Annotated in this window: 25 protein-coding genes; 18 read left to right on the forward strand and 7 right to left on the reverse strand. The window is 27.7% G+C overall.

The window, feature by feature from the left end; translation table 11 throughout:
- Positions 1 to 70: 70 nt before the first annotated feature.
- From ACTT9C_RS00335 to rsmA, 3 genes are read left to right on the forward strand one after another with little or no spacing between them, the layout of a single operon-like run.
- Positions 71 to 916 (forward strand): peptidylprolyl isomerase, encoded by an 846-nt coding sequence (locus ACTT9C_RS00335; RefSeq protein ID WP_440922520.1) that lies wholly within the window; start codon positions 71 to 73, stop codon positions 914 to 916.
- Positions 906 to 1,838: a 4-hydroxythreonine-4-phosphate dehydrogenase PdxA gene (locus tag ACTT9C_RS00340; protein WP_440922521.1), complete on the forward strand. Its 933-nt coding sequence runs from the start codon at positions 906 to 908 to the stop codon at positions 1,836 to 1,838. The genes ACTT9C_RS00335 and ACTT9C_RS00340 overlap by 11 nt, the downstream gene beginning before the upstream one ends.
- Positions 1,835 to 2,623, forward strand: coding sequence for a 16S rRNA (adenine(1518)-N(6)/adenine(1519)-N(6))-dimethyltransferase RsmA (gene rsmA, locus ACTT9C_RS00345; RefSeq protein WP_440922522.1), 789 nt, complete (start codon positions 1,835 to 1,837; stop codon positions 2,621 to 2,623). Before ACTT9C_RS00340 ends, rsmA begins: the two co-directional genes overlap by 4 nt.
- Here the strand turns inward: rsmA and gmk are convergent.
- Genes gmk through fabD form a run of 4 tightly spaced genes read right to left on the reverse strand, consistent with a single transcriptional unit; the run spans position 2,612 to position 5,203 of the window.
- Positions 2,612 to 3,244 (reverse strand): guanylate kinase, encoded by a 633-nt coding sequence (gene gmk / locus ACTT9C_RS00350; RefSeq protein ID WP_440922523.1) that lies wholly within the window; start codon positions 3,242 to 3,244, stop codon positions 2,612 to 2,614. The two genes, rsmA and gmk, sit on opposite strands and share 12 nt — an antisense overlap.
- An 8-nt stretch (positions 3,245 to 3,252) precedes the next feature.
- On the reverse strand, positions 3,253 to 3,492 hold the full coding sequence (locus ACTT9C_RS00355; RefSeq protein WP_085148712.1) for an acyl carrier protein: 240 nt from the start codon (positions 3,490 to 3,492) through the stop codon (positions 3,253 to 3,255).
- Between the two features lie 50 nt (positions 3,493 to 3,542).
- Positions 3,543 to 4,280: a 3-oxoacyl-ACP reductase FabG gene (fabG, locus tag ACTT9C_RS00360; protein WP_440922524.1), complete on the reverse strand. Its 738-nt coding sequence runs from the start codon at positions 4,278 to 4,280 to the stop codon at positions 3,543 to 3,545.
- The gene (gene fabD, locus ACTT9C_RS00365; protein WP_440922525.1) at positions 4,277 to 5,203 is read right to left on the reverse strand and encodes an ACP S-malonyltransferase; all 927 of its coding nucleotides are present in this window, start codon (positions 5,201 to 5,203) and stop codon (positions 4,277 to 4,279) included. Before fabD ends, fabG begins: the two co-directional genes overlap by 4 nt.
- An 85-nt stretch (positions 5,204 to 5,288) precedes the next feature.
- On the opposite strand from fabD, the gene rpsF reads away from it, so the two are divergent.
- From rpsF to ACTT9C_RS00425, 12 genes are all read left to right on the forward strand, one after another.
- The gene (rpsF, locus tag ACTT9C_RS00370) at positions 5,289 to 5,651 is read left to right on the forward strand and encodes a 30S ribosomal protein S6 (protein WP_440922526.1); all 363 of its coding nucleotides are present in this window, start codon (positions 5,289 to 5,291) and stop codon (positions 5,649 to 5,651) included.
- 2 nt (positions 5,652 to 5,653) lie between these two features.
- Positions 5,654 to 5,926, forward strand: coding sequence for a 30S ribosomal protein S18 (rpsR, locus tag ACTT9C_RS00375; protein ID WP_440922527.1), 273 nt, complete (start codon positions 5,654 to 5,656; stop codon positions 5,924 to 5,926).
- Entirely contained in the window at positions 5,926 to 6,384 is a 459-nt protein-coding gene (rplI, locus tag ACTT9C_RS00380) for a 50S ribosomal protein L9 (protein ID WP_440922528.1), read from the forward strand. The genes rpsR and rplI overlap by 1 nt, the downstream gene beginning before the upstream one ends.
- Before the next feature lie 66 nt (positions 6,385 to 6,450).
- The gene (locus tag ACTT9C_RS00385) at positions 6,451 to 7,869 is read left to right on the forward strand and encodes a replicative DNA helicase (protein WP_440922529.1); all 1,419 of its coding nucleotides are present in this window, start codon (positions 6,451 to 6,453) and stop codon (positions 7,867 to 7,869) included.
- Between the two features lie 19 nt (positions 7,870 to 7,888).
- Positions 7,889 to 10,273 (forward strand): efflux RND transporter permease subunit, encoded by a 2,385-nt coding sequence (locus tag ACTT9C_RS00390; RefSeq protein ID WP_440922530.1) that lies wholly within the window; start codon positions 7,889 to 7,891, stop codon positions 10,271 to 10,273.
- Between the two features lie 6 nt (positions 10,274 to 10,279).
- Positions 10,280 to 10,837, forward strand: a complete 558-nt coding sequence (locus ACTT9C_RS00395) for a CvpA family protein (protein WP_440922531.1) — start codon at positions 10,280 to 10,282, stop codon at positions 10,835 to 10,837.
- Complete coding sequence (gene purF / locus ACTT9C_RS00400) at positions 10,791 to 12,272, forward strand: amidophosphoribosyltransferase (protein ID WP_440922532.1); 1,482 nt, start codon at positions 10,791 to 10,793, stop codon at positions 12,270 to 12,272. Before ACTT9C_RS00395 ends, purF begins: the two co-directional genes overlap by 47 nt.
- A 3-nt stretch (positions 12,273 to 12,275) precedes the next feature.
- Entirely contained in the window at positions 12,276 to 12,833 is a 558-nt protein-coding gene (locus ACTT9C_RS00405; protein ID WP_440922533.1) for an HD domain-containing protein, read from the forward strand.
- A gap of 25 nt (positions 12,834 to 12,858) precedes the next feature.
- Complete coding sequence (locus ACTT9C_RS00410; RefSeq protein ID WP_440922534.1) at positions 12,859 to 14,154, forward strand: glutamate--cysteine ligase; 1,296 nt, start codon at positions 12,859 to 12,861, stop codon at positions 14,152 to 14,154.
- Positions 14,144 to 15,070, forward strand: a complete 927-nt coding sequence (gene gshB, locus ACTT9C_RS00415) for a glutathione synthase (RefSeq protein WP_440922535.1) — start codon at positions 14,144 to 14,146, stop codon at positions 15,068 to 15,070. Before ACTT9C_RS00410 ends, gshB begins: the two co-directional genes overlap by 11 nt.
- Complete coding sequence (locus ACTT9C_RS00420) at positions 15,067 to 15,927, forward strand: DMT family transporter (protein ID WP_440922536.1); 861 nt, start codon at positions 15,067 to 15,069, stop codon at positions 15,925 to 15,927. The genes gshB and ACTT9C_RS00420 overlap by 4 nt, the downstream gene beginning before the upstream one ends.
- A 58-nt stretch (positions 15,928 to 15,985) precedes the next feature.
- Positions 15,986 to 17,326: an MFS transporter gene (locus ACTT9C_RS00425; protein ID WP_440922537.1), complete on the forward strand. Its 1,341-nt coding sequence runs from the start codon at positions 15,986 to 15,988 to the stop codon at positions 17,324 to 17,326.
- Here the strand turns inward: ACTT9C_RS00425 and ACTT9C_RS00430 are convergent.
- On the reverse strand, positions 17,323 to 17,958 hold the full coding sequence (locus ACTT9C_RS00430) for a (d)CMP kinase (RefSeq protein ID WP_440922538.1): 636 nt from the start codon (positions 17,956 to 17,958) through the stop codon (positions 17,323 to 17,325). The genes ACTT9C_RS00425 and ACTT9C_RS00430 overlap by 4 nt on opposite strands.
- 173 nt (positions 17,959 to 18,131) lie before the next feature.
- Here ACTT9C_RS00430 and ACTT9C_RS00435 point away from each other — a divergent pair, with 173 nt between their 5' ends.
- On the forward strand, positions 18,132 to 18,869 hold the full coding sequence (locus tag ACTT9C_RS00435) for a hypothetical protein (protein ID WP_440922539.1): 738 nt from the start codon (positions 18,132 to 18,134) through the stop codon (positions 18,867 to 18,869).
- Here ACTT9C_RS00435 and ACTT9C_RS00440 read toward each other — a convergent pair.
- Entirely contained in the window at positions 18,866 to 19,987 is a 1,122-nt protein-coding gene (locus ACTT9C_RS00440) for a serine/threonine protein kinase (RefSeq protein WP_440922540.1), read from the reverse strand. The genes ACTT9C_RS00435 and ACTT9C_RS00440 overlap by 4 nt on opposite strands.
- A gap of 9 nt (positions 19,988 to 19,996) precedes the next feature.
- Positions 19,997 to 20,902, reverse strand: a complete 906-nt coding sequence (locus ACTT9C_RS00445; protein WP_440922541.1) for a DMT family transporter — start codon at positions 20,900 to 20,902, stop codon at positions 19,997 to 19,999.
- Positions 20,903 to 21,044: 142 nt separating this feature from the next.
- Between ACTT9C_RS00445 and ACTT9C_RS00450 the strand changes: the two genes are divergently transcribed.
- Together ACTT9C_RS00450 and ACTT9C_RS00455 are read left to right on the forward strand one after the other, a co-directional pair.
- A complete protein-coding gene (locus tag ACTT9C_RS00450; protein ID WP_440922542.1) occupies positions 21,045 to 21,443 on the forward strand; it encodes an iron-sulfur cluster assembly scaffold protein in 399 nt (132 codons plus the stop codon).
- 3 nt (positions 21,444 to 21,446) lie between these two features.
- Entirely contained in the window at positions 21,447 to 21,911 is a 465-nt protein-coding gene (locus ACTT9C_RS00455) for an HPP family protein (protein WP_440922543.1), read from the forward strand.
- The last annotated feature ends 31 nt before the right edge of the window (positions 21,912 to 21,942 follow it).

Raw genomic sequence — 21,942 nt, forward strand, 5'->3', positions numbered from 1 at the left:
TTTTTTTTTAATTATAATTTACTTTCTAACCACATGTATAAGTTTTTCAAAAATCAATTTGAAAATTGTAATGAAAATTAACAATGAGATAATTACAACTTATGACATTGAAAAAGAAAAAAACTATCTCTTAGCTTTAAATCCAAATTTAAAAGAAATTGATAAAAACCAATTAGGAATGATAGCAAAAAAATCTCTCACAAAAGAAGTCATTAGAAAGAATGAAATATTAAAATATATTGAACTAAAACAAGAAAACCCTCAAATTGATAGTGTTTTAAATAGTCTTATTAAGAATTTAAATTTTACTGATAAAAATGAGTTCGAAAATTATCTTAAAGAATTTGATATTTCAATTGATGATCTTAAAAAAAAAATTGAAATTGAAAATGAATGGAAAAATATGATCTATATAAAATATAAAGATAGTGTCAAAATCGATAATGAGAATTTAATGATTAAAATTGATAATATGATTCAAAATAGTTATGTTTTTGAATTTAATTTATCTGAAATTCTTTTCACAATAAATAATAATACATCTTATGAAGATGAATTAAAAAAAATTAAAAATAGTATTAAGGATATTGGGTTTGAAAATACTGCTAATTTGTATAGCATTTCTGACAGTTCAAAAATTGGTGGAAAAATAGGATGGGTTGCAAAAAAAAATCTATCGACGCCAATAGTTAATAAAATAATTGACTTAAAAAAAGATCAATATAGTGAACCTATCAAAATAGGTAATGATTTTTTAATTTTAAGAATTAATGAAACAAGAAAAAAACCATTTAAAATGAATAAACAAGCTGAGTTAGATAAAATGATAATGATTGAAACAACTAGCCAATTAGATAAATTTTCTAAAATTTTTTATAATAAAATAAAATTAAATGCAAAAATAAGTGAATTCTAATCCTATCTTAATAGTTCCTGGTGAGCCAAAAAGTATTTTTTTTGAAATTTTCTTTAAGTCAATAAAGATAACAAAAATCGATAGTCCATTAATTTTGATTTGTAATAAAAAAGATCTTTATCAAGAAATTAAAAGATTTAATTTTAAACAAAGGATAGATGAACTTGATAAAAATTTTATAAATAAAAAAAAAATTAATAAAAAAAAAATTTATTTTATAAATATTTCAGATAAAACATCCAAAGTTTACATACAAAAATGCTTTGAATTTGCTTTTTCTCTGTTGAAGAAAGGTTTTTCCAATAAGATTATTAATGGACCAATTAATAAAAAAAAAACTTTAAATAAGAAATATCTTGGTGTTACTGAGTATATATCTCACTCTTTTAACCAAAAGAAATTCGCAATGTTAATTTACAACAAGAAACTCTCTGTTTGTCCTGTGACTACACATTTACCAGTAAGTCAAATCACAAAAAAGATAAATAGAAAATTAATAAAAGAAAAAATAATTATTGTTAATAATTTTTATAAAAAGTTTTTAGGCTTTAAACCAAGGATAGCTGTTACAGGTCTTAATCCACATTGTGAAAGTGTACTTAAATTTAATGAGGACGAAAAAATTATTCTTCCATTAGTAAAATTATTGAAAGAAAAAATTAATGTTAAAGGTCCATTCCCCGCAGATACTATTTTTTTAAAAGATAACAGAAAAAAATTCGATGTGATAATAGGAATGTATCATGATCAAGTTTTAGGACCTATTAAAACTCTTTTTGAATATGATGCAATTAATATAACTTTAGGTTTACCTTTTTTACGAGTCACTCCTGATCATGGACCAAATGAAAAAATGGTTGGAAGAAATTTATCAAATCCAATTAGCTTAATAAAAGCATTAAAGTTTTTAGATAATAAATGATTAAGGCTAAAAAAAGTCTTGGCCAAAATTTTTTGATTGACCAAAATATTATTAATAAAATTGTAAATTTAATTAACATCAAAGGTAAGAATATTTTAGAAATTGGCCCGGGCACAGGAAATTTAACAAAAAAAATTTTAGAAAAAAAACCAGGCAATTTTATAGTTATTGAAAAAGACTTTAATTTGGTCAAATTGCTTAAAGAAAAATTTAATAAAAAAATAGAAATTATAAATGACGATATATTAAATGTTGAGGAAGATTCTCTTCACGATAATATATTAACTGTCTATGGTAATTTACCATATAATATCTCTACAGAAATTTTAATTAAATGGATACTTAATATAAATAAAAAAAAAATTTGGTTCGATTGTCTTATACTTATGTTTCAAAAAGAAGTGGCAGATCGAATTATATCTGAATTTGATACAAAAAATTATGGTCGATTGGCAATTTTAGCAAATTGGAGATTAAAAATTAAAAAAATTTGTGACATATCCTCTTCCTGTTTTACGCCAAAGCCAAAAGTTGAAAGTTCGCTTCTATTATTTGAACCCAAAATTAATTTTGTAAAATTTCAAAGTCCTAAGCATTTAGAAAAAATAACCAGAGTTTTTTTTATGCATAGAAGAAAAATGATAAAAAAACCTTTTCTATCACTATTCAATAATAACAAAAAATTAGCATCAAAATTAGGAATTAACTTAGAATTGAGACCACAAAATTTGGACTTTGATACCTACTTTAAACTAACAAAAGAATATGAGTCTTTAAGAAGTTAATTTTTCTACATGGTTTCTAATATACTCTAGATCATAATCCTTAGAACCATGATTAATTTCTGCGCTAATTAAATTTTTGATTTTTAAATAACATTTATTTAGATCATCATTAATGACAACATAATCATAATTTATCCAATGGAGAACGTCTCGTTCAAATTGTTCAATCCTTTCTTCCACAATTAGATTTTCTTTTTTATGTCTGTTAGATAGTCTTTCAAGTAGAACTTTTTTACTCGGTGGCAAAATAAAAAAAGTAATTAGTTTGTAGTCTAGTTTTTTATTTTTTATCTGATCAGCTCCTTGCCAATCAATATCAAATAAAACATTTTTTCCTCTATTTAAGTTATTTATTACTGGAGTTCTTGTTGTTCCATAATAATTTTTAAAAACTTTTGCATATTCTAAAAATTCTTGGTTATTTATTAATCTTCTGAATTCTTTATCATTTACAAAATAATAATCTTTATGAGGAACTTCACCTGGTCTAGGTTGTCTTGTTGTGTGAGAAATCGAAACTTCAAAATTATCTTTTTTTGATAATAAATTTACTAAAGTTGTCTTACCTGCTCCGGATGGAGAAGACAGTATAACCATTATACCATCATTATCTGAGGGCATTAATATCTTTAGTTGGCTTTGCCTTCTATAAATTTGACCGCATCACCCACGGTTAAAATCTTTTCTGCTTCACTATCAGAAATTTCTGAGCCAAATTCTTCTTCAAAAGCCATCACCAATTCAACTGTATCTAAACTATCAGCACCTAAATCATCAATAAAGCTAGATTCCTCTGTGACTTTTGACTCATCAATTCCCAAATGATCTGCAACTATTTTTTTAACCTTACTTGAAACATCTTCTGACATATTGATCCTTTTTTAGTTATAAATCGTTAATAGTTTAATTACTTAGATTGTCAAGCCATATACATGCCTCCATTTACATGCAATGTTTCTCCATTTATATAGTCTGATTGACTAGATGCTAAAAAAAGAACTGCATTAGCTATATCATCTGGTTCTCCTAATTTAGCAGAGGGTATTTTAGAAATAATGCTTTCTTTGAACTTTTCATCAATCTTATCTGTCATAGCAGTTTTAATAAATCCAGGAGAAATACAATTTACATTGATATTTTTTTTTGCATACTCAATTGCTAAACTTTTAGACATTGCAATTATTCCAGCCTTGGAAGCAGTATAATTTGATTGACCCAAATTTCCTGTGTGACCTACTACTGAAGTAATATTAATTATTTTTCCTCTCTTGTTTTTTAACATCTTTTTAATAGCAAACTTACACATGAGAAACGTTGATGTTAAATTAATTTCTATCACTCTTTTCCATTCATCTAAATTCATTCTAATAGCTAAATTATCTTGGGTTATTCCTGCATTATTTATTATACAATCAAGGTTACCATCGAGTTCTTTTAAAGCATTTTCAATAAAAGTTTCTATATTATCAATTTGAGATATATCAAACTTTAGAATTTTCACATTGCTAAAATTTTTTTTTAATTCCTCTAATTTTTCTTCCTTTGTTCCTGATGCCAATACATTTACTCCTAGTTCATTTAATTTTTTTACAATAGAATTTCCAATACCACCTGTAGCACCCGTAACAATTATATTTTTATTTTTTAAATCATTCATATTCTTAAGCTTTTTATATCTGATTCACTATTAATTGAAGTGATTTTTACATTTTTATCTATTCTTTTAACTAATCCAGATAAAACTTTGCCTGGGCCAATTTCGATGAATTGACCAACACCATATTTTATCATATTAATAATACTTTCCCTCCACCTAACTTTTTTTTCTATTTGGCTAACGAGTAATTTTTTTAGGTCATCAATATTTGAAACTTTATCTGCAGTTACATTTGAAATTAACGTAATATTAGACTCCCTAAAATTGATATTATCAAATTCCTTTTTCATTATTTCTGTTGCTTTGATCATTAAATCGCAATGAAAAGGGGCACTTACTGGAAGTTTGATATTTTTTATATTTTCATTTTTTAAAAAAGCACTTATTAATTCTAAATCTTTAGTTCTTCCACTCAACACAATTTGTCCTTCAGTATTATCATTTGCGATTTGTGCTTTAAAATTATTTTCATTTTCTTTTAAAATTTTTTCAATATTTTCAATTTTTATTCCTAAGACAGCCAACATCCCCCCTTCACCCTTTGGTACAGAATTTTGCATAGCGTTACCTCTCGTCTTTAGAATTTTAATTGTTTTATGAAAATCTAAATAACCAGCACATGATAGTGCTGAGTATTCACCTAAAGAATGGCCTGCAAAATATTTTCCTTCGTCTAAATTTATATTGAATTCATTTTTGATAACCTGGTATATTGAGTAACTAACTAAAAAAATCGCAGGCTGTGTATTTATTGTAAGATCTAAATCCTTTTTTGGACCTTCGAGCACAATCTTTGAGATGTTTGCTTCTAAAACTTCATCTGCTTCATTAAATAATTTTTTTACAATATCGTATTTTTCATAAAACTCTTTTCCCATTCCGACTATTTGAGAACCTTGACCAGGAAAAATTACTGAAAACATTTAAAAATAAATTAAATTTTGTTTTTTTGCTATTGTAATTGATAAATTATAATAGTATATCCTCATTTTTTATTAAAGAAATAATATGAATTTATATGAACATACAATCATAGCTAGACAAGACGCTTCTCCATCAGAGATTAAACAATTAACTGAAAAGTATTCAAAAATTGTAGAAAAAAATGACGGTGAGGTAGTTAAAACTGAAAATTGGGGCCTTTTAAATTTATCATATTTAATCAAAAAAAATAGAAAAGGAAGTTATATTCATTTTAAAATTAAAGGTGATGGTAAAGTAATCGAACAACTTGAAAAAAATGAGGCTATAGATAAAAAATTATTAAGACATTTAACTGTAAAAGTAAAAAAATTTGATCTAAATACAAATTACTTCTCAAAAAATGAAGATACAGAAAAAATTGATAAAAAAGATAAAACAAAAAATTAGCAATGCCTAAAAAACAAAGTGGAAATAAAAGAAATAAACAAAGTAATTTTGCTAAATTAAGTATCTTTCAACCAAATAGATATAAATTTAAAAAAACTTGCCCACTTTCTGTTAAAGGTGCCCCAAAAGTTGATTATAAAAATATTAAACTCCTTAAAAAATATGTTTCAGAAAATGGTAAAATTCTGCCAACAAGGATTACAAATGTGTCACAAAAGAAACAGAGAGAGTTATCTTTATCGATTAAAAGAGCAAGAAATTTAGCATTGATATAATGAAAGTAATATTATTAGAAAACTTAAAAAGAATTGGTTCTATAGGTGAAATAATAGATGTAAAAAGAGGTTTTGCTAGAAACTTTCTAATTGCAAATAAAAAAGCACTTTATGCTTCAAAAGAAAATATTAAAGAAGTAGAAAAAATAAAAAATGAGCTTTCAAAAAAAGACAACGAAAAAAAACAAGATGCTAAAAAAGTTGCAGAAAAAGTTAATAAAAAAGAATATAGCGTAAAAAAATTAAGCACTGAGAACAATGAGCTATATGGGTCTGTTAAACCAACAGAAATTTCAAAACTAATTTTTGAAGAAAGCAAATTAGATATTAAACCTTCGATGATACAACCTTTAAAAGAGATTAAATCTTTAGGTAAATTCAAGGTAAAGATTTCTTTACACTCTGAAGTTGATGCTGAAATTATTATTAACGTTACATCTGCAGATTCTATTCAATAATTATACAATTTAATCCACAGCTTTATTTTAAATTTTAATTAAAATTATTTTCTATAAAATCATTTTATGGAAAATAATTTAAGTATTGTTAAAAATAATTTTAAAGAATTACCAAACAATGTCGAAGCAGAACAAGCAGTAATTGGTTCTATTTTAGTAACCAACGAAATCTTTGATGATATAAATACTATCGTCTCAAATATAAACTTTTACGATCCTATGCATCAAAAAATTTTTAATGCGATTGAAAGTATGATTTACAAAGGTTTACTTGCAAATCCAATAACTTTGAAAAATTATTTTGAAAAAGAAAAAGATGAGATTGATGTCCCTGAGTATCTTGTAAAAATCACAAAATTTTCTACATCAGCTAGACAGGCTATAGAATACTCAAAGATTATTTATGATATGTTTGTAAGAAGAGAGTTGATTAAAATTTCTGATCAAATAATTGATGATGCAAAAGAAAATGACTTGAATGTAAGTGGCCAGAACATAATTGAGAACTCAGAAAAGCTTCTCTACGATTTAGCTGAAAAAGGAACTTTTAACTCCTCATTGATTAAATTTGATGATGCCATGAAACAAACTATTGAAATGGCCTCAGCTGCATATAAAAATGAAGGTGGTATTGTTGGTGTACCAACTGGACTTCGAGATCTTGATGACAAACTTGGGGGACTTCACCAATCAGATTTGATAATAATTGCTGGAAGACCCTCTATGGGTAAGACTTCTCTTGCAACAAACATTGCTTTTAATGCGGCACAAAATATTCAAGAGAGTGGTAAAAAATCATCAGTAGCTTTTTTTTCTTTAGAAATGTCATCAGAACAACTTTCAACAAGAATTATTTCTGAACAAGCAAGAATTGGCTCTAATGATATTAGACGGGGCAGAATTTCAGATGAACAATTCGATCAATTTTTAGAAACATCAAAGAATATTTCTGAACTTCCTTTGTTTATAGATGAAACTCCAGCGATAAGTATTGCAGCAATGAGTAATAGAGCAAGACGAATTAAAAGATTACACGGTTTAGACTTAATAGTTGTTGACTACATACAATTGATGAAAGGTTCTTTAAATAATAAAGATGGAAGAGTTCAGGAAATATCTCAAATTACTCAAGGGTTAAAAGCTATTGCGAAAGAATTAGGTGTGCCAGTTCTTGCATTATCTCAATTATCAAGGCAAGTTGAGCAAAGAGATGATCATAAACCACAACTATCAGATTTAAGAGAATCTGGCTCAATAGAGCAAGATGCAGATGTAGTAATGTTTGTTTACAGAGAAGGCTATTATCTGCAAAGAAAAGAGCCAAGGGAAGCAACAGTGGAACATGCTGAATGGCAGGCAAAGATGAATGAGGTTGCACATTTGGCTGAAATTATCATTGGGAAACAACGACACGGCCCAATTGGTAAAGTAACTCTAGAGTTTGAGGAAAGATTTACAAAATTTAAAGATACTCAAAATAATTAATTTACAATATATTGGATAAATGATTGATCATTTATACCAAAATACAATCTTAAAAAATCCTAAATCTATCCTAATCATTTTATTAATCGCTTTAATTAGTTTTGGATATTACTCTAAAGATTTTAGGCTTGATGCATCATCTGAAACTCTGTTAATCGAAGGTGATCCTGATCTTAAATACTTAAAAGAAGTAACAAATAGATATGGTTCAAAGGAATTTCTTGTTTTAACACATACACCTAATGATGGAATGGTGACCGACAGTGCTATTAATAATCTCCTTAGTTTAAAATATAAACTCCAAAGTTTAGATTGGGTACATAGTGTTATTACGCTTTTGGATATACCTTTATTAGATAATTCTGATGCACCTCTTCAGGAAAGACTTTTAAATTTTAAAACACTTAAAGATGAAGATGTTGATAAAGAGAGAGGCTTTAGAGAAATTTTAGCAAGTCCAGTTTTTAGAAATTTTGTTATTAGTGAAGATGGCAAGACAAGTGGGATAATCGTAAACATTAAAGAAAATCAAAAATTGGAAGATATTGAAAGTATGTCAGATAAGGAAATACAAATATTTAAAGATCAAATAAAAAAAAATAATCATAATAATATCTTAGAAATTAGAGAAGTGATCAAAAGTTACGATGACATAGGAAAGATTTATTTAGGCGGAATACCAATGATTGCTGATGACATGATGACTTTTATTAAAAGTGATATCATTGTTTTTGGTTTAGGTGTACTTGCATTTATTATTGTAACCTTATGGTTTGTTTTTAGAAATTTGATTTGGGTATTAGTTCCAATAAGTAGTTGTTTCTTTTCTGTTATAATTATGATGGGTCTTTTAGGCATCATCGGCTGGAAAGTCACTGTAATTTCGTCAAACTTTATTGCACTGATGTTAATTTTAACTATGGCTATGAATATTCATATGAGCACAAGATTTATACAATTAAGAAAGATTTATCCGAACAAAAATAATAGTGAAATAATCTCTTTAACTACAAAAAAAATGTTCTGGCCAATCCTTTATACTGCTTTAACAACTATTATTGCTTTTTTATCTTTGATTTTTAGTGAAATTAAACCAGTTATAGATTTTGGTTTGATGATGACTTTTGGATTAATAACATCATTTGTTATTACTTTTACCCTGCTTCCAAGTTTATTAAGTTTTTTAAAAGATAATAGAACTTTTTTAAAAGAGGAAGTTGACTCCAAAATAACTTCTTTTTTAGGAAAAGTTTCTATTAATTTTAAAAATCAAGTTTTTATAATAACTGGGATAGTAATTATTTTAAGTATAATTGGAATAAGCAAATTAGAAGTTGAAAATAGTTTTATAAATTACTTTAGTAAAAAAACAGAAATTTACAAAGGCATGAAATTAATTGATGAAAAATTGGGTGGAACAACACCCCTGGAAGTAATTTTAAAGTTTCCTAAAAAAAATGAGGAAAAATTAGAGGGCGATGATGATTTTGAAGATTGGGGTGATGAAGAAAAAAATGATGAGAAGTACTGGTTTACAAAAGATAAGATAGAGACGATATCTAAAATACATAACTATCTTGATAGTCTTCCTGAGATAGGAAAAGTTTTATCCTTTTCATCAATAGTTGATGTTGCAACTCAATTAAATAATAATAAACCTCTTGGGACTTTAGAGATGGGTGTTTTGTATACCAAAATTCCAGATAATATTAAAACTGAGATAGTTGACCCTTATATTTCAATAAAAGATAACGAAGCTCGAATAAGTCTAAGAATAATTGACTCTCAAAAAGATCTTAAAAGAAATGATCTAATCAAAAAAATAAACCATGATTTGCAAAATGAATTCGGATTAAACAAAGATAGATACAAATTAGCTGGAGTGATGATCTTATTTAATAATTTATTACAAAGTTTGTTTAAATCTCAAATTCTTACTCTGGGACTTGTCATGCTGGGTATTTTTGGAATGTTTGTTATTTTATTTAAAAACATAAAATTATCTTTAATTGGAGTTGTTCCAAACTTTATTGCAGCATTCTTTATTTTAGGAATAATAGGTATGCTTGAAATCCCTTTAGATATGATGACTATCACAATTGCTGCTATTACAATTGGTATAGCTGTTGACAACAGCATACACTATATTTACAGATTTAAAGAGGAGTTCAACAAAATTAATGACTATAAAAAAACGTTAAAAACTTGTCATTCAACAGTTGGTGTTGCAATACTAAATACTTCTATAACAATAGTATTTGGTTTTTCTATTTTAGTTTTATCTAAATTCATACCTACAATCTATTTTGGAATTTTCACAGGATTAGCGATGTTATTTGCAATGATTTCTGTTTTAACTTTACTTCCATCCTTAATATTAGTTTTTAAGCCATTTGGAAAATAAGAATATATGTTTGAAATAACTCTAGAATTTTTTGGAGAAATTTTTAATTTAATTTCTGCCATTGATTTAATCTATATATTAATAACTATTCTTTCACTAATAAAGTGCTACAGGAAAGGGTTTGTCTTGAGTATACTTTCAATGTCAAAGTGGTTATTAGCATATATTGCAACATTGATACTATTTCCAAGATTAAAACCATATGTCAAAAATATTATAGATAGTGAATATGTGCTTGATGTAGGACTTGGAATAACAATTTTTGTTATAGTAATTTTTTTAATATTGTTGATTAATAAAGGCATAAGTAGAGCAATCAAATATACTGGTATAGGAAGTTTAGATACTGTTTTTGGATTCTTTTTTGGATTTATTCGAGCGTATATAATCTCCATATGTATATTTTCAGGAGTGCATATTGTGTATAATTATGACAAATGGCCAATAAATTTAAACAAATCATACACCTTTCCATATCTCGAAAAAGGTAGTAATTACTTATTGAAAGTTTTTCCAAATGAAAAAACATATAAAGAATCTAAAGAAAAAATTGAAGATTTATAATCCAAAATTGAATGAGGAGTGTGGTGTATTTGGGATTGCCAATGTAAAAGATGCTTCGGCTTTAACCGCTCTTGGGCTACACTCTCTACAACATAGAGGGCAAGAGGGCTGTGGAATAGTAACATTTGATGGAGAAAGATATTACTCGGAGAAAAGATTTGGGTTAGTTGGTGACAACTTTAATAAAGAAAAAGTCCTAGATAACCTTAAAGGAAATTTTGCAATTGGTCATAATCGATACAGCACAACTGGAAATAATACATTAAGAAACATTCAGCCTTTCTTTGCAGATACCAATGCTGGTGGGATTGGGGTTGCACATAATGGAAACTTAACAAATTCAATTTACTTAAGAAATAAACTTGTTGAAGAGGGAGCAATTTTCTACACAACCTCAGACACTGAAACAATTGTTCAACTTATTGCAAAATCAAAAAGATTGAAAACTATTGATAAAATAATAGATGCGATATTTCAAATTCAAGGTGGATATGCCCTTGTGATGTTAACTCAAAATTTACTGGTAGGAGTTAGGGATCCTTATGGGATTAGACCTCTAGTTATAGGAAAATTAAAAAATAGTTACGTTCTAGCATCTGAGACCTGTGCGTTAGATATTATTGGCGCAAAATTTATTAGAGAGGTTGATAATGGTGAAATTGTTTTAATTGAAAATGATAAATTAAAAAGTATAAAACCTTTTCCAATTAAAAAAATCAGACCTTGCGTTTTTGAATACATTTATTTTGCAAGACCAGATAGCATTCTTAATGGAAAAACTGCATATGAACACCGTAAAAATTTAGGTAAAGAATTGGCAAAAGAAAACGATATAAATGCTGATATTATTGTTCCAGTGCCAGACTCTGGGAACGCTGCAGCTTTGGGTTTTGCACAGCACTTAAATAAAAATTATGAACATGGATTAATTAGAAATCATTATGTTGGACGAACCTTTATAGAACCAAGTCAAAAAATAAGAAGTTTGGGGGTTAAACTAAAATTAAATGCAAATCAAACAACAATTGAAAATAAAAAGATTATTCTTGTTGATGATTCTTTGGTGAGAGGTACGACATCTCATAAAATTGTTAAAATGCTTTACGATGCGGGAGCAAAAGAAGTTCATGTTAGAATTGCTTGTCCTGAAATTAAACACCCAGATTTCTATGGGGTTGATACACCAACGAAAAAAGAATTGTTAGCTGCAAATAAAAATAATGATGAAATCTGTGAATATATTGGTGCTAAATCATTAAAATTTTTATCTATTCAAGGCATGTATAAAGCTATTGGATTTGATAAAAGAAATGAAAATTATCCACAATTAACTGATCATTATTTCACTGGAGATTACCCTGTAAAACCTATAGATGAATTAGGTGACAGTAAAATAACTCAACTTTCTTTACTGAGCACAGCATCTAATAATTAACTTATGAAAAAAGTAAGTTTTACAGAAATGAAAAATGGAACCAAAGAAGATTATCTCTTTCTTGATAAACATGAAAAAGATTTTGCAAGTAAAACAGCTGATAGAATTTTAAAATTTATGGCTGGTCTCACTGAAACTTTAGAAGGTTACCAAGTTTCAAGGCTAGAACATTCGCTTCAAAGCGCATCAAGAGCTTATAGGAATGGAGAAAGTGATGAAATGGTCGTAGCTGCTTTATTGCATGATATTGGTGACGAGCTAGCCCCAATGAACCATTCAGAATATGCTGCAGCGATACTTAAACCATATGTTTCAGAAAAAACTCATTGGATTGTTGAGAAACATGGTGAGTTTCAGATGTATTACTACGCTCACCATTTAGGTGGAAACAAAAATAAAAGAGACGAATATAGAAATCATAAATATTATCAGGACACAGTAGATTTTTGTGAAAAATATGATCAAAACTCATTTGATCCAAATTATAAATCGTTACCACTAGATTTCTTTAAACCCTTTGTAAAAAAAGTTTTTTCAAGAAAACCTTACTCTTCACTGTAAAATTTTATAGGCTATATTCTCAAAGATGACTATTTCTAAAGAACAAATAATTAAATACTTTAAATCTGGAATAAAAGAAAAAAAAGATTTCAAGATTGGTATTGAACATGAGAAATTTTTATTTGATAGCAAAAACAACAAAAGAATTGATTACTCAAAAGTAAAGGAAATGTTTTCAGCACTTAATGAATTTGGTTGGAGTCCAATTAAAGAAGGTAAAAATATTGTTGGTTTAAACAAAGGAGGTAAAAACATTACTCTCGAACCAGGTAACCAAATTGAACTATCTGGAGAAAAACTTAATAATATTCACGAGGCATGCGCTGAGTCTTATGATTATTTGTTTGAACTTAAACAAGTCACAAAAAAACTTAACATAAAGATTGTAAGCACAGGTTTTGATCCTATTTCAAAGCTTGAAGAAATCCCTAATAATCCCAAACAAAGATACGAACTAATGACTAAAGATATGCCATTAGGAGGAGAATTAAGTCTAGATATGATGTATAGGACTTGTGGTACTCAATTAAACATTGATTATTCTTCAGAGGAAGATTTTTTTAAAAAATTTAAAATAGTAAATTCAATAGTTCCAATCTCAATTGCTTTATTTGCTAATTCTTCAATAGTTGAAAAAAAAAAGAGCAATTACTTATCTTATAGATCCAAAGTATGGCAAAATACTTCGCGTGGAGGGCTTCCAAAATTATTTTTCGAAAATTTAAATTTTGAAAAATATGCTGATTTTATAATCGATTTCCCAATTTTATTTATACAAGATAAACAAAATTATTTGTCAGGAAATAAATACACTTTTAAGGATTTTATGAATGGTAAGATAGGTGAAATAAAAAATCGTCTTCCGACTGAGAGTGATTTATCATTACACTTAAGTACAATATTTACTGAAAATAGATTGAAAAAATATATTGAATTAAGGTCAATGGATACATGTGGATGGGATTGTCTTTGTGCTGGGCCTGCATTTTTTATTGGTTTGTTATATGGGAATTTAGAAGAAGTTTATAATTTAATTTCCTTATGGGATAAAGATAAAATAATTAATGCTTATCTAGATGCTCCTCAAAAGGGTTTTAATACTCAATTGATGGGTAAAGACCTTTTTTACTGGGCTTCAACTTTGCTAGAAATCTCAAGAAAAGGATTGAATAATAGAGATATACTAAATAAAAGCGGAAAAAATGAAACTTTGTTTTTAAATCATTTGCAAAAAGTTATTGATAATAAAACTACGAATGCAGATCATATGATTGATAAATTTTCTAAAAATGAAGATTTAAAAGATTTGTATGACAAATAAAATTGTTGCTATACAAGGAAATCACCCTTCTAAACTAAATCCAAAAACAGATACAAGTGTTTTTTTAGCCAATGAAATTCAAAAAAAGAAATATAGAATTTTTTATTATGATCCTAAAGATTTATCTATTGTAGATTCAAAAGTTATAGCAAAAGGTTTTTTTATTAAGTTTAATTATAATGATAAAAAATTTTACAAAATCTTAAAAAAACAAAAGTTAAATCTTATCAAATGTAAATATATCTTAATAAGACAGGATCCTCCTTTTAATCTAGAATATATATCTACAACTTTTATTCTTGAGACAATTAAGGACAAAGTAAAAATTATAAACAATCCCACCTCAATCAGAAATATTTCTGAAAAACTTTATTCAGTCAAATATCTAAGATTTATGCCTGATACAATTTTTACTCAAAATATTAATGAAATTAAAAATTTTTTTAAAAAGAATAAAAGTGTAATTTTAAAACCTATCCACAGCTTTAGTGGAAACGATATTCATTTACTTAATAAATTTAAATTAAACTTTGTAAAAAAATTTATTAAAAAACATGATCATATAATGTGTCAAAAATATCTACCTAAAATTAGCAAAGGGGATAAGAGAGTATTTTTGATTAATGGAAAAATATGTGGTGTGATTTCTAGAGTACCTAAAAAAGGATCATTTCTAAGTAATATGAGTAAAGGAGCAGCACCAATAAATATTCAATTAACAAAATTAGAAAAAAGAATATCAAATATAATTGCAAAAGATTTAAAGAAAGAAAAAATTTATTTTGCTGGGATCGATTTTATCGATCAAAAACTAAATGGTGATATCAATGTTACATCTCCAACTGGATTAAAAACTTTATTCGATATATCTAAGATTAATCTTGCCAAAATTTTTTGGAAAGATTTAAAAGTATGAAAAATTTAACAGATCAGCAAAAAGGATCACTGCTTGCTTTCGTAGCTGTAATGTTTATTACACCTGACTCTTTATTTATCAGACTTTCTAATATCGATACTTGGGGTCTTGTTTTTTATCGTGGAATAATTCCATTCTTAACAGTTTTTTTTGGAATGCTATTAATTTATAAATTAAATTTTTTTAAAATACTTTTTACAAGTGGTTATCATGGTATAATTTACGTGGCTACTTTTAGTATTACAAACATTACATTTGTAGTCTCTATTCAAAATACAAATGTAGCAAATACTTTAGTAATGATAGCAACCGCACCAATGTTATCAGCAATACTTGGTGCCATCGTTTTAAAGGAACCCCCTGACAAAAAAACTTGGCTTTCAATAATTGTTACTTTTTTTGCAATTATCTATATTTTTTTCGATTCTCTTAAATTAGGTAACTTTTATGGAGATATCTTAGGATTTATCACTGCAATTGGTCTTGCCGTAGGTGCTATTACAATCAGATCTGCAAAATCCAAAAATTTAGTTCCAGCAGCAGTAGTAGGCAAACTATTTGTTGCCACTTTCGCTTTATTCTTTATTGAGAGTTTTGCTCTTTTAGAAAAAGACCTGATTATAGTGCCTTTAATGTGCATTTTGTGTGTTGCTATACCTTTTGTCTTAGTGACTATTGCTCCAAGGTTTATCCCCGCTGCAGAGGTTAACTTGTTTTTTTTGCTAGAAACCATAATAGGTCCTATTTGGGTTTGGTTGATTATTAAAGAACAACCAAGTATTGAAACTCTTTATGGTGGGATTGTTATTATAACGACCATTGCAATTCACTCTTTTTTAAAGCTTAAAAATTCTTAAGCTTGTCACAATTAAGACTTGATTTAATAATACATCGCGAATACTTACGGCTGATTTTATGGATAAAGTTTTAAAAAATTCGTGGGCTCTATTTTTGGGCATGGGATGCATAATGATGGCCTATGGTTTTCAAGGATCTTTACTTGGAGTTAGAGCTGTCCAAGAAGAATTTAGTCTTACTTCCACCGGCTTTATGATGTCAGGATATTTTGTTGGTTATTTCATAGGAGCTGCAACTATACCAAAAATTATTTCCAGAGTTGGACATATAAGAGTTTTTGCTGCATTTGCTTCTTTAGCATCATTAATAATTTTAATTCATTCAATATTAGTAAATCCTTTTATATGGTTTTTACTCAGAGTGCTTACTGGAATAAGTATGGTTTGTATTTACACTGTTGCAGAGAGTTGGCTAAACGATAGATCAAGTAACAAAAATAGAGGAAGTGTTTTATCTGTTTATATGGTCGTTCTTTATGGAACAATGGGAATTGGAATGTTCTTGCTTAATTTTAGTAGTCCTAAAAATTTTCAACCATTTATTTTAGTTTCTGTAATTACTTCAGCAGCACTGATTCCTATTTTGCTAACTAAAAAAAAACCACCTACTTTTAAAAGTATTAAAGCTATGAACCTTAAAGAACTTTATCATGCTTCTCCATTTGGTATGGTAAGTTCTCTTTTTTATGGGACTATTCAATCTGCATTGTTTACTTTATTGGCTGTTTATGCAACATCAATGAATTTTACTATACTAGAAATTTCAATTGTGACTTTCCTTTTAGCAGTCTCAGGAGCAATAGCTCAATTTCCAATAGGAAAAATATCCGATATGTATGATAGAAGAAAAGTTATTGTTTTTAGCACGTTTGGTGCTGCAATGTTTTCAATTTTTGCAATATTGGTATCAAGACAAATGTATTTACCTGGAAGCCTTGCAACTAGCAAAACATGGTTTTACGTTTTTTTTATTTTATTTTCTTTTTGTAGCTTGCCTATGTTTTCATTAATTTTAGCTCATACGAATGACTACATATCAAAAGATAAATTTGTTGCTGCTGGTGCAGGACTACAGTTTGCATTTGGATTAGGTGCTATGAGTGGGCCATTTTTGTGCTCAATATTTATGGACTTAGTCGGATCAAATGGATTTTTTATATTTTTATTTTTCTTTCATTGCGTTATAGGTTTTTTTGGTATTTATCGAATGAAAGTAAGACAGAGTGTTGATAACCCCGATTCCCAATTTGTTGCTATGCCACAAACAATTACTCCAGCTGGAATAGAGTTAAATCCAATAACGGAACATATTGAAGAACCCTACTCAGACAAAGTAAAAGAAATATTAGAGAGAAAAGGTGTTAAATATAAAAAAGATGAAGATCAAATGAAAGCTTAGTTTAGGTTTTCAATATATTTAGACATTTTATTTAAAACACCTCTTTTCGAAAGTTTGTCAGTTCTAATTAAAATTGCATCTTTGACTTTAACAAGTGGACTATTTTTTCTTGTTTTATCCATTTTTGTTCTATTTTTTAAGGATTTTTTTACTTCTTTTAATGGCACTGACTTTTTTAAATCTAACCATCTTCTGTAACTAGAAACACTTAAATTACATTTGAAATAAAAAGCTAGGTCGTATTTTGGATTTTTAGCCAATATTTTACTTGCTATATCTCTACCCTCTATACAAATCTTTTTATTCTTTTTGATCAATGCCTTTTGAAATGTATTTATTATTTTCCGGATATTTCTATTTTTAGCTAAAATAGCAACATGGTTACTAATTTGTTGTGAGTGTAAATTTAATTTAACTATTTTTTTATAGGAAATACTTTTAAATCTTTTTTTTAAGAAATTAACAATATCTTTGGGATTATTTTTGATTATTTCTTTACTTGCATATCTATACAATAATCCTGAATTGATAAGTAACAGTTTATATTTTCTAGAGATGAGCTTTGCTGCAGTACTTTTTCCACTGGCTGACTCCCCGTCACAAGCAATTATTAATTTTTTAAATTTTTTCATGCAACTTTAATAATATTTACGTTCGATTTATGCAAAAAGATTATGAATTTTGTTATTTTTAACAAGTATTAATCACTTACAGGTTGAAACTCAAAATAAGCACTAAAGAGCTAAAGCGAAGATTGAAACATTGAAAAAATATAAAATATTTGTTCTTATACACGAATAAAAAAATGCCTAAAAAAAAAATTAAACAAAAAAAAATAAAAAAAAAAATTGGGGTTGCGAAGATCGCTAATTTTTCTACTAAATCCTTTTTAAGTAATGCAATTTCTAATTACAAAAAAAACAAAGAAATTAATAAAATCAAAGCTATTAAATTAGAAAAACTACAAGAAAAAAATCAAATCCTTAAAGAAAGAAAAGATCTTAAAATTTGGGAAGAAAGACTCATTAAAGAAAGCAATAAATTAAAATTTAATGAAGATGAATTAAGATTGAAAGAAAAAGAAATTAAGATTAAAGAGGACGCTCAAAAGTTAGAGTCAACTAGATTAATGAAAAAAGATGAAGAGTTAGTACTTATAAGTAAAGAACTAAGAGCTAAAGAGAAAGAACTAAAATTAAGAGAAGAGTCTCAAAATAGAAAAGATATTGATTTAAAGGTTCGAGAAGAAGAGCAAAAAAACTTTGAACTTAAAGAAAAAAGAAGAAAAGAAAGAGCCTTAAAAATGATTAAAGAAGAAGAAGAAAAACAAAAAGAACTTGAGTATATTAAAATAAAAGAATGGGAAGAAAAATTTGATAGAGAACAAAAAGCAAAAGAACATAGAGAAAATTTAAGAGAAGAGAGATTAAGACAAAGAGAATTAGAAAAACTTAAATCATTCGAAAAAACTGAAAATCCTGTTGACAAAAATCTTTCCTCAGGATTAGAAAAATTTGAAGTAGATGTTACAAAAGAAAATTAATTTTTCTGAATAGGAAAATAATCTTTTAAATCACCTTCCCTATAAACATCAGCTGTACAACAATGAATACCGCCGCCAAAGGCATAAGCATCTCTTAATTCGACAGGAACAACTTCCATTCCTAATTTATCTAATTGTTCAGCTTGGTAAATTTCACTTTTTTCGACGCAAACTGTTTTTGGATCAAGAACTAAAACATTCATAGATAACCATACTGATGAGTAACAAAGTGGTGGTGGTTCATTATGTGCTGGCTGAGCGCTATCAATTATTTTCCATCCATTGTCCTCAAATAGTTTTCTTTGTTCTTTTGGTAGTCTTCTTTGAGGATTATTTATAATTAAACCTTCTTTAATGGGTGTAAAAGTTGCATCAATATGAATTGGATATGGATCACCTGGAAAATTTACAGCATGAACTCTATGATCTTTAAAATGTCTTCTTAACCAATCAATTCCTTTTAAATTTGTTGTAAAACCATGTTGTACAATTAAGTCCTTTCCGAACCTCAAAACATCTGCAGCATCAAATAAAGGTTCCTCTTCTGTTGTTACAAAGAATTTTTCTTCAGTCCATTTAAGTCTTTTTTGAATACCGATCTTGTCTGACAAATAATCTTCACGATAATCTGCGTCTGTTAATCTTGGTTTTGGTGCAGTTTCATGACGCATATTCTTGTCTATTTCAAAATATTTTTTAATCAGCGGTCTATAATTTAGATATTCAAACCATCTACATCTATAGCTCATTGTTGCTTCAAGCATTTCATTTCCAACTGTAAGTATAATATCTCTAGCTGGCATACATCCAAACATACTATCAACCTTCCAATCGGGAGTAGAAATTTTTTGATTATGATTTAGTGGAACTGGTCGGTCAACTTTAATGCCTCTTTTTTCCAAGATTGAAGCAAAATTATTTAATAACTCATTTGCTTTATCAACTGTATCTTTAGTACGAGGTCCATGAGAACCTTTCATATCTGAGTCTTCTGGTACTTTAGCATCTAAAGCAGGTTCTGGTGCAGGTATACAACAACCGTCTGCTTTTCCAACTATAACATGTTTAAGTGGATCCCATTCGTTCCAACTATTTACAATAACTTTGTCCTTACTCATGTTTCAAGATTAATTTAAAGCTATAAATCTTTTATTCCATCGCATTAACAAACTGTAATAAATTAATGAAATAAATAGAAAAAATCCTCCGACTATAGTGTAAGTATCAGGCACTTCATTTATGCCTAAGATAGGTAACCAAACCCAAAAAATTCCACCAATAACTTCAGTCAATGATAGTAATGTTAATTCTGCAGCAGGAATAGCTTTCGAACCAATAGAATATAAAATTAGCCCTAAACAAACTAATGTTCCATGTAAGGAAAATAATGCTCCATTATAACTTGTTGAAAAGAATACTTGTTTAGTGCTCAAAAGCATTATAGCTGCAAAAACAAAACAAAAAAAACCTGAAAAAGCAACAGTTGTAAACTTTGGGGTTTGTGTTCTCCACCTAAGAGTTACAGAAAAAATAGAAAATCCAATTGATGAAAGCATTCCAAAAATAAAACCAACGAGAGAATTTGATCCAGTACTTCCAAACGCCATAATTATAATTCCTATCGTTGCAATAAAAATAGATATCCAAACATTTAATGAAATTTTTTCTTTGAGAAATAAAAAAGCAAGAAGTGCAGTAAAAAAAGGCATTGCTGCCAAGCAAAGCAAAGTGATTGCAGCTGACGCATTGGTAATTGAGTAAATAAAACTTATCATCGCAATTCCTAATCCGGTTCCACCAATAATTCCTGAGTATCCCATTTTTAAATAATTTTTATAAAATTTGATCCCCTCCTCAAAATAAAGATAAAGATTTAAAAGAATAAAAATTGTTAACCCTCTACCAAAAATATACTGCCATGGTACCTGGTTAGGATTATCCATATATCTCACAACAAGAGGGCCAAAAGACCATAAAATTCCTGCGAACAAAACTACTGGAACTGCGATTTTTGGATTTTTTAATTCAAGCATCTGGGAAGATTAAATCTAAAAATTTATAACTACAACAAAAATGAGATAGCTTTAATCTTAAATTTAACTTTTCCATTTAAAGTTGTGTTCAGCCTATTTCTATTCTTGAATGGTTTTTATTTGTCATGTAATTAAAATTAATATGGATTTAGAAGTGCTAAGTATTGCTGCAAACACAGATAACAATCGAAATATTGAGAACCGGACACATGTCTCAAAGTTAAAAAATTCAGTGTGTGGGGATGAAATGCAAATAGAGCTTATATTAAAAAACGAAAAAATTTTAGACTTTGGTTATCAAGGTAAATCTTGTGTATACTGCCAGGCATCAGCCAGTTTATTATCGAAAATTTCTATAAATAACCAAAAAGAAAAAATTAACGATTTATGTGATAAAGCTGAATTATATTTTAATGATGATGTGAAAATTATAGATAAAAAATGGAATTCTTTGAAAAAATTGATTAAGAAGAAAAATATCAATAAAAAAGATTGTATATTGTTACCTTTCAAAACTTTAAAAAAGATAGTATCAAGTTAAATTATGGGTAATTTTAAACAATCTTTTTTAGCTGGTTTATTTTCAATAATTACAATAGGAATTTTAACATTCCTTACTTATAGAACTGAGTTTGGGATCTTTCTATTAGCCTCATTTGGATCATCTATGGTTTTACTTTATGGATATCCTGAAAGTCCATTTGCCCAACCAAAAAATGTTTTTTTCGGTCATTTAGTTACTGCCATCGTAGGTTTACTTTTTTTAAACTTTGTTCCATTGCCAATCTTTTTAACTATACCATTGGCAGTAGGAGTTGGGGTTGGATTAATGATCCTATTAAATGTTACTCACCCACCTGCAGGTGGTAATCCAATAATAGTTATTATTGGTAGTGTCTCTTTTGATTACTTGCTAAGTCCTGTAATATCAGGATCAGTTATAATTATTATTTTTGCAATAATTATTAACAAATTTATTTTGAAAAAATCTTATCCAAGCCAAAAATAATTTTTTATGAAATTATAAAATTATTTTCAAT

The organism is Candidatus Pelagibacter sp. (genome assembly GCF_052049575.1).
Lineage (GTDB): Bacteria > Pseudomonadota > Alphaproteobacteria > Pelagibacterales > Pelagibacteraceae > Pelagibacter.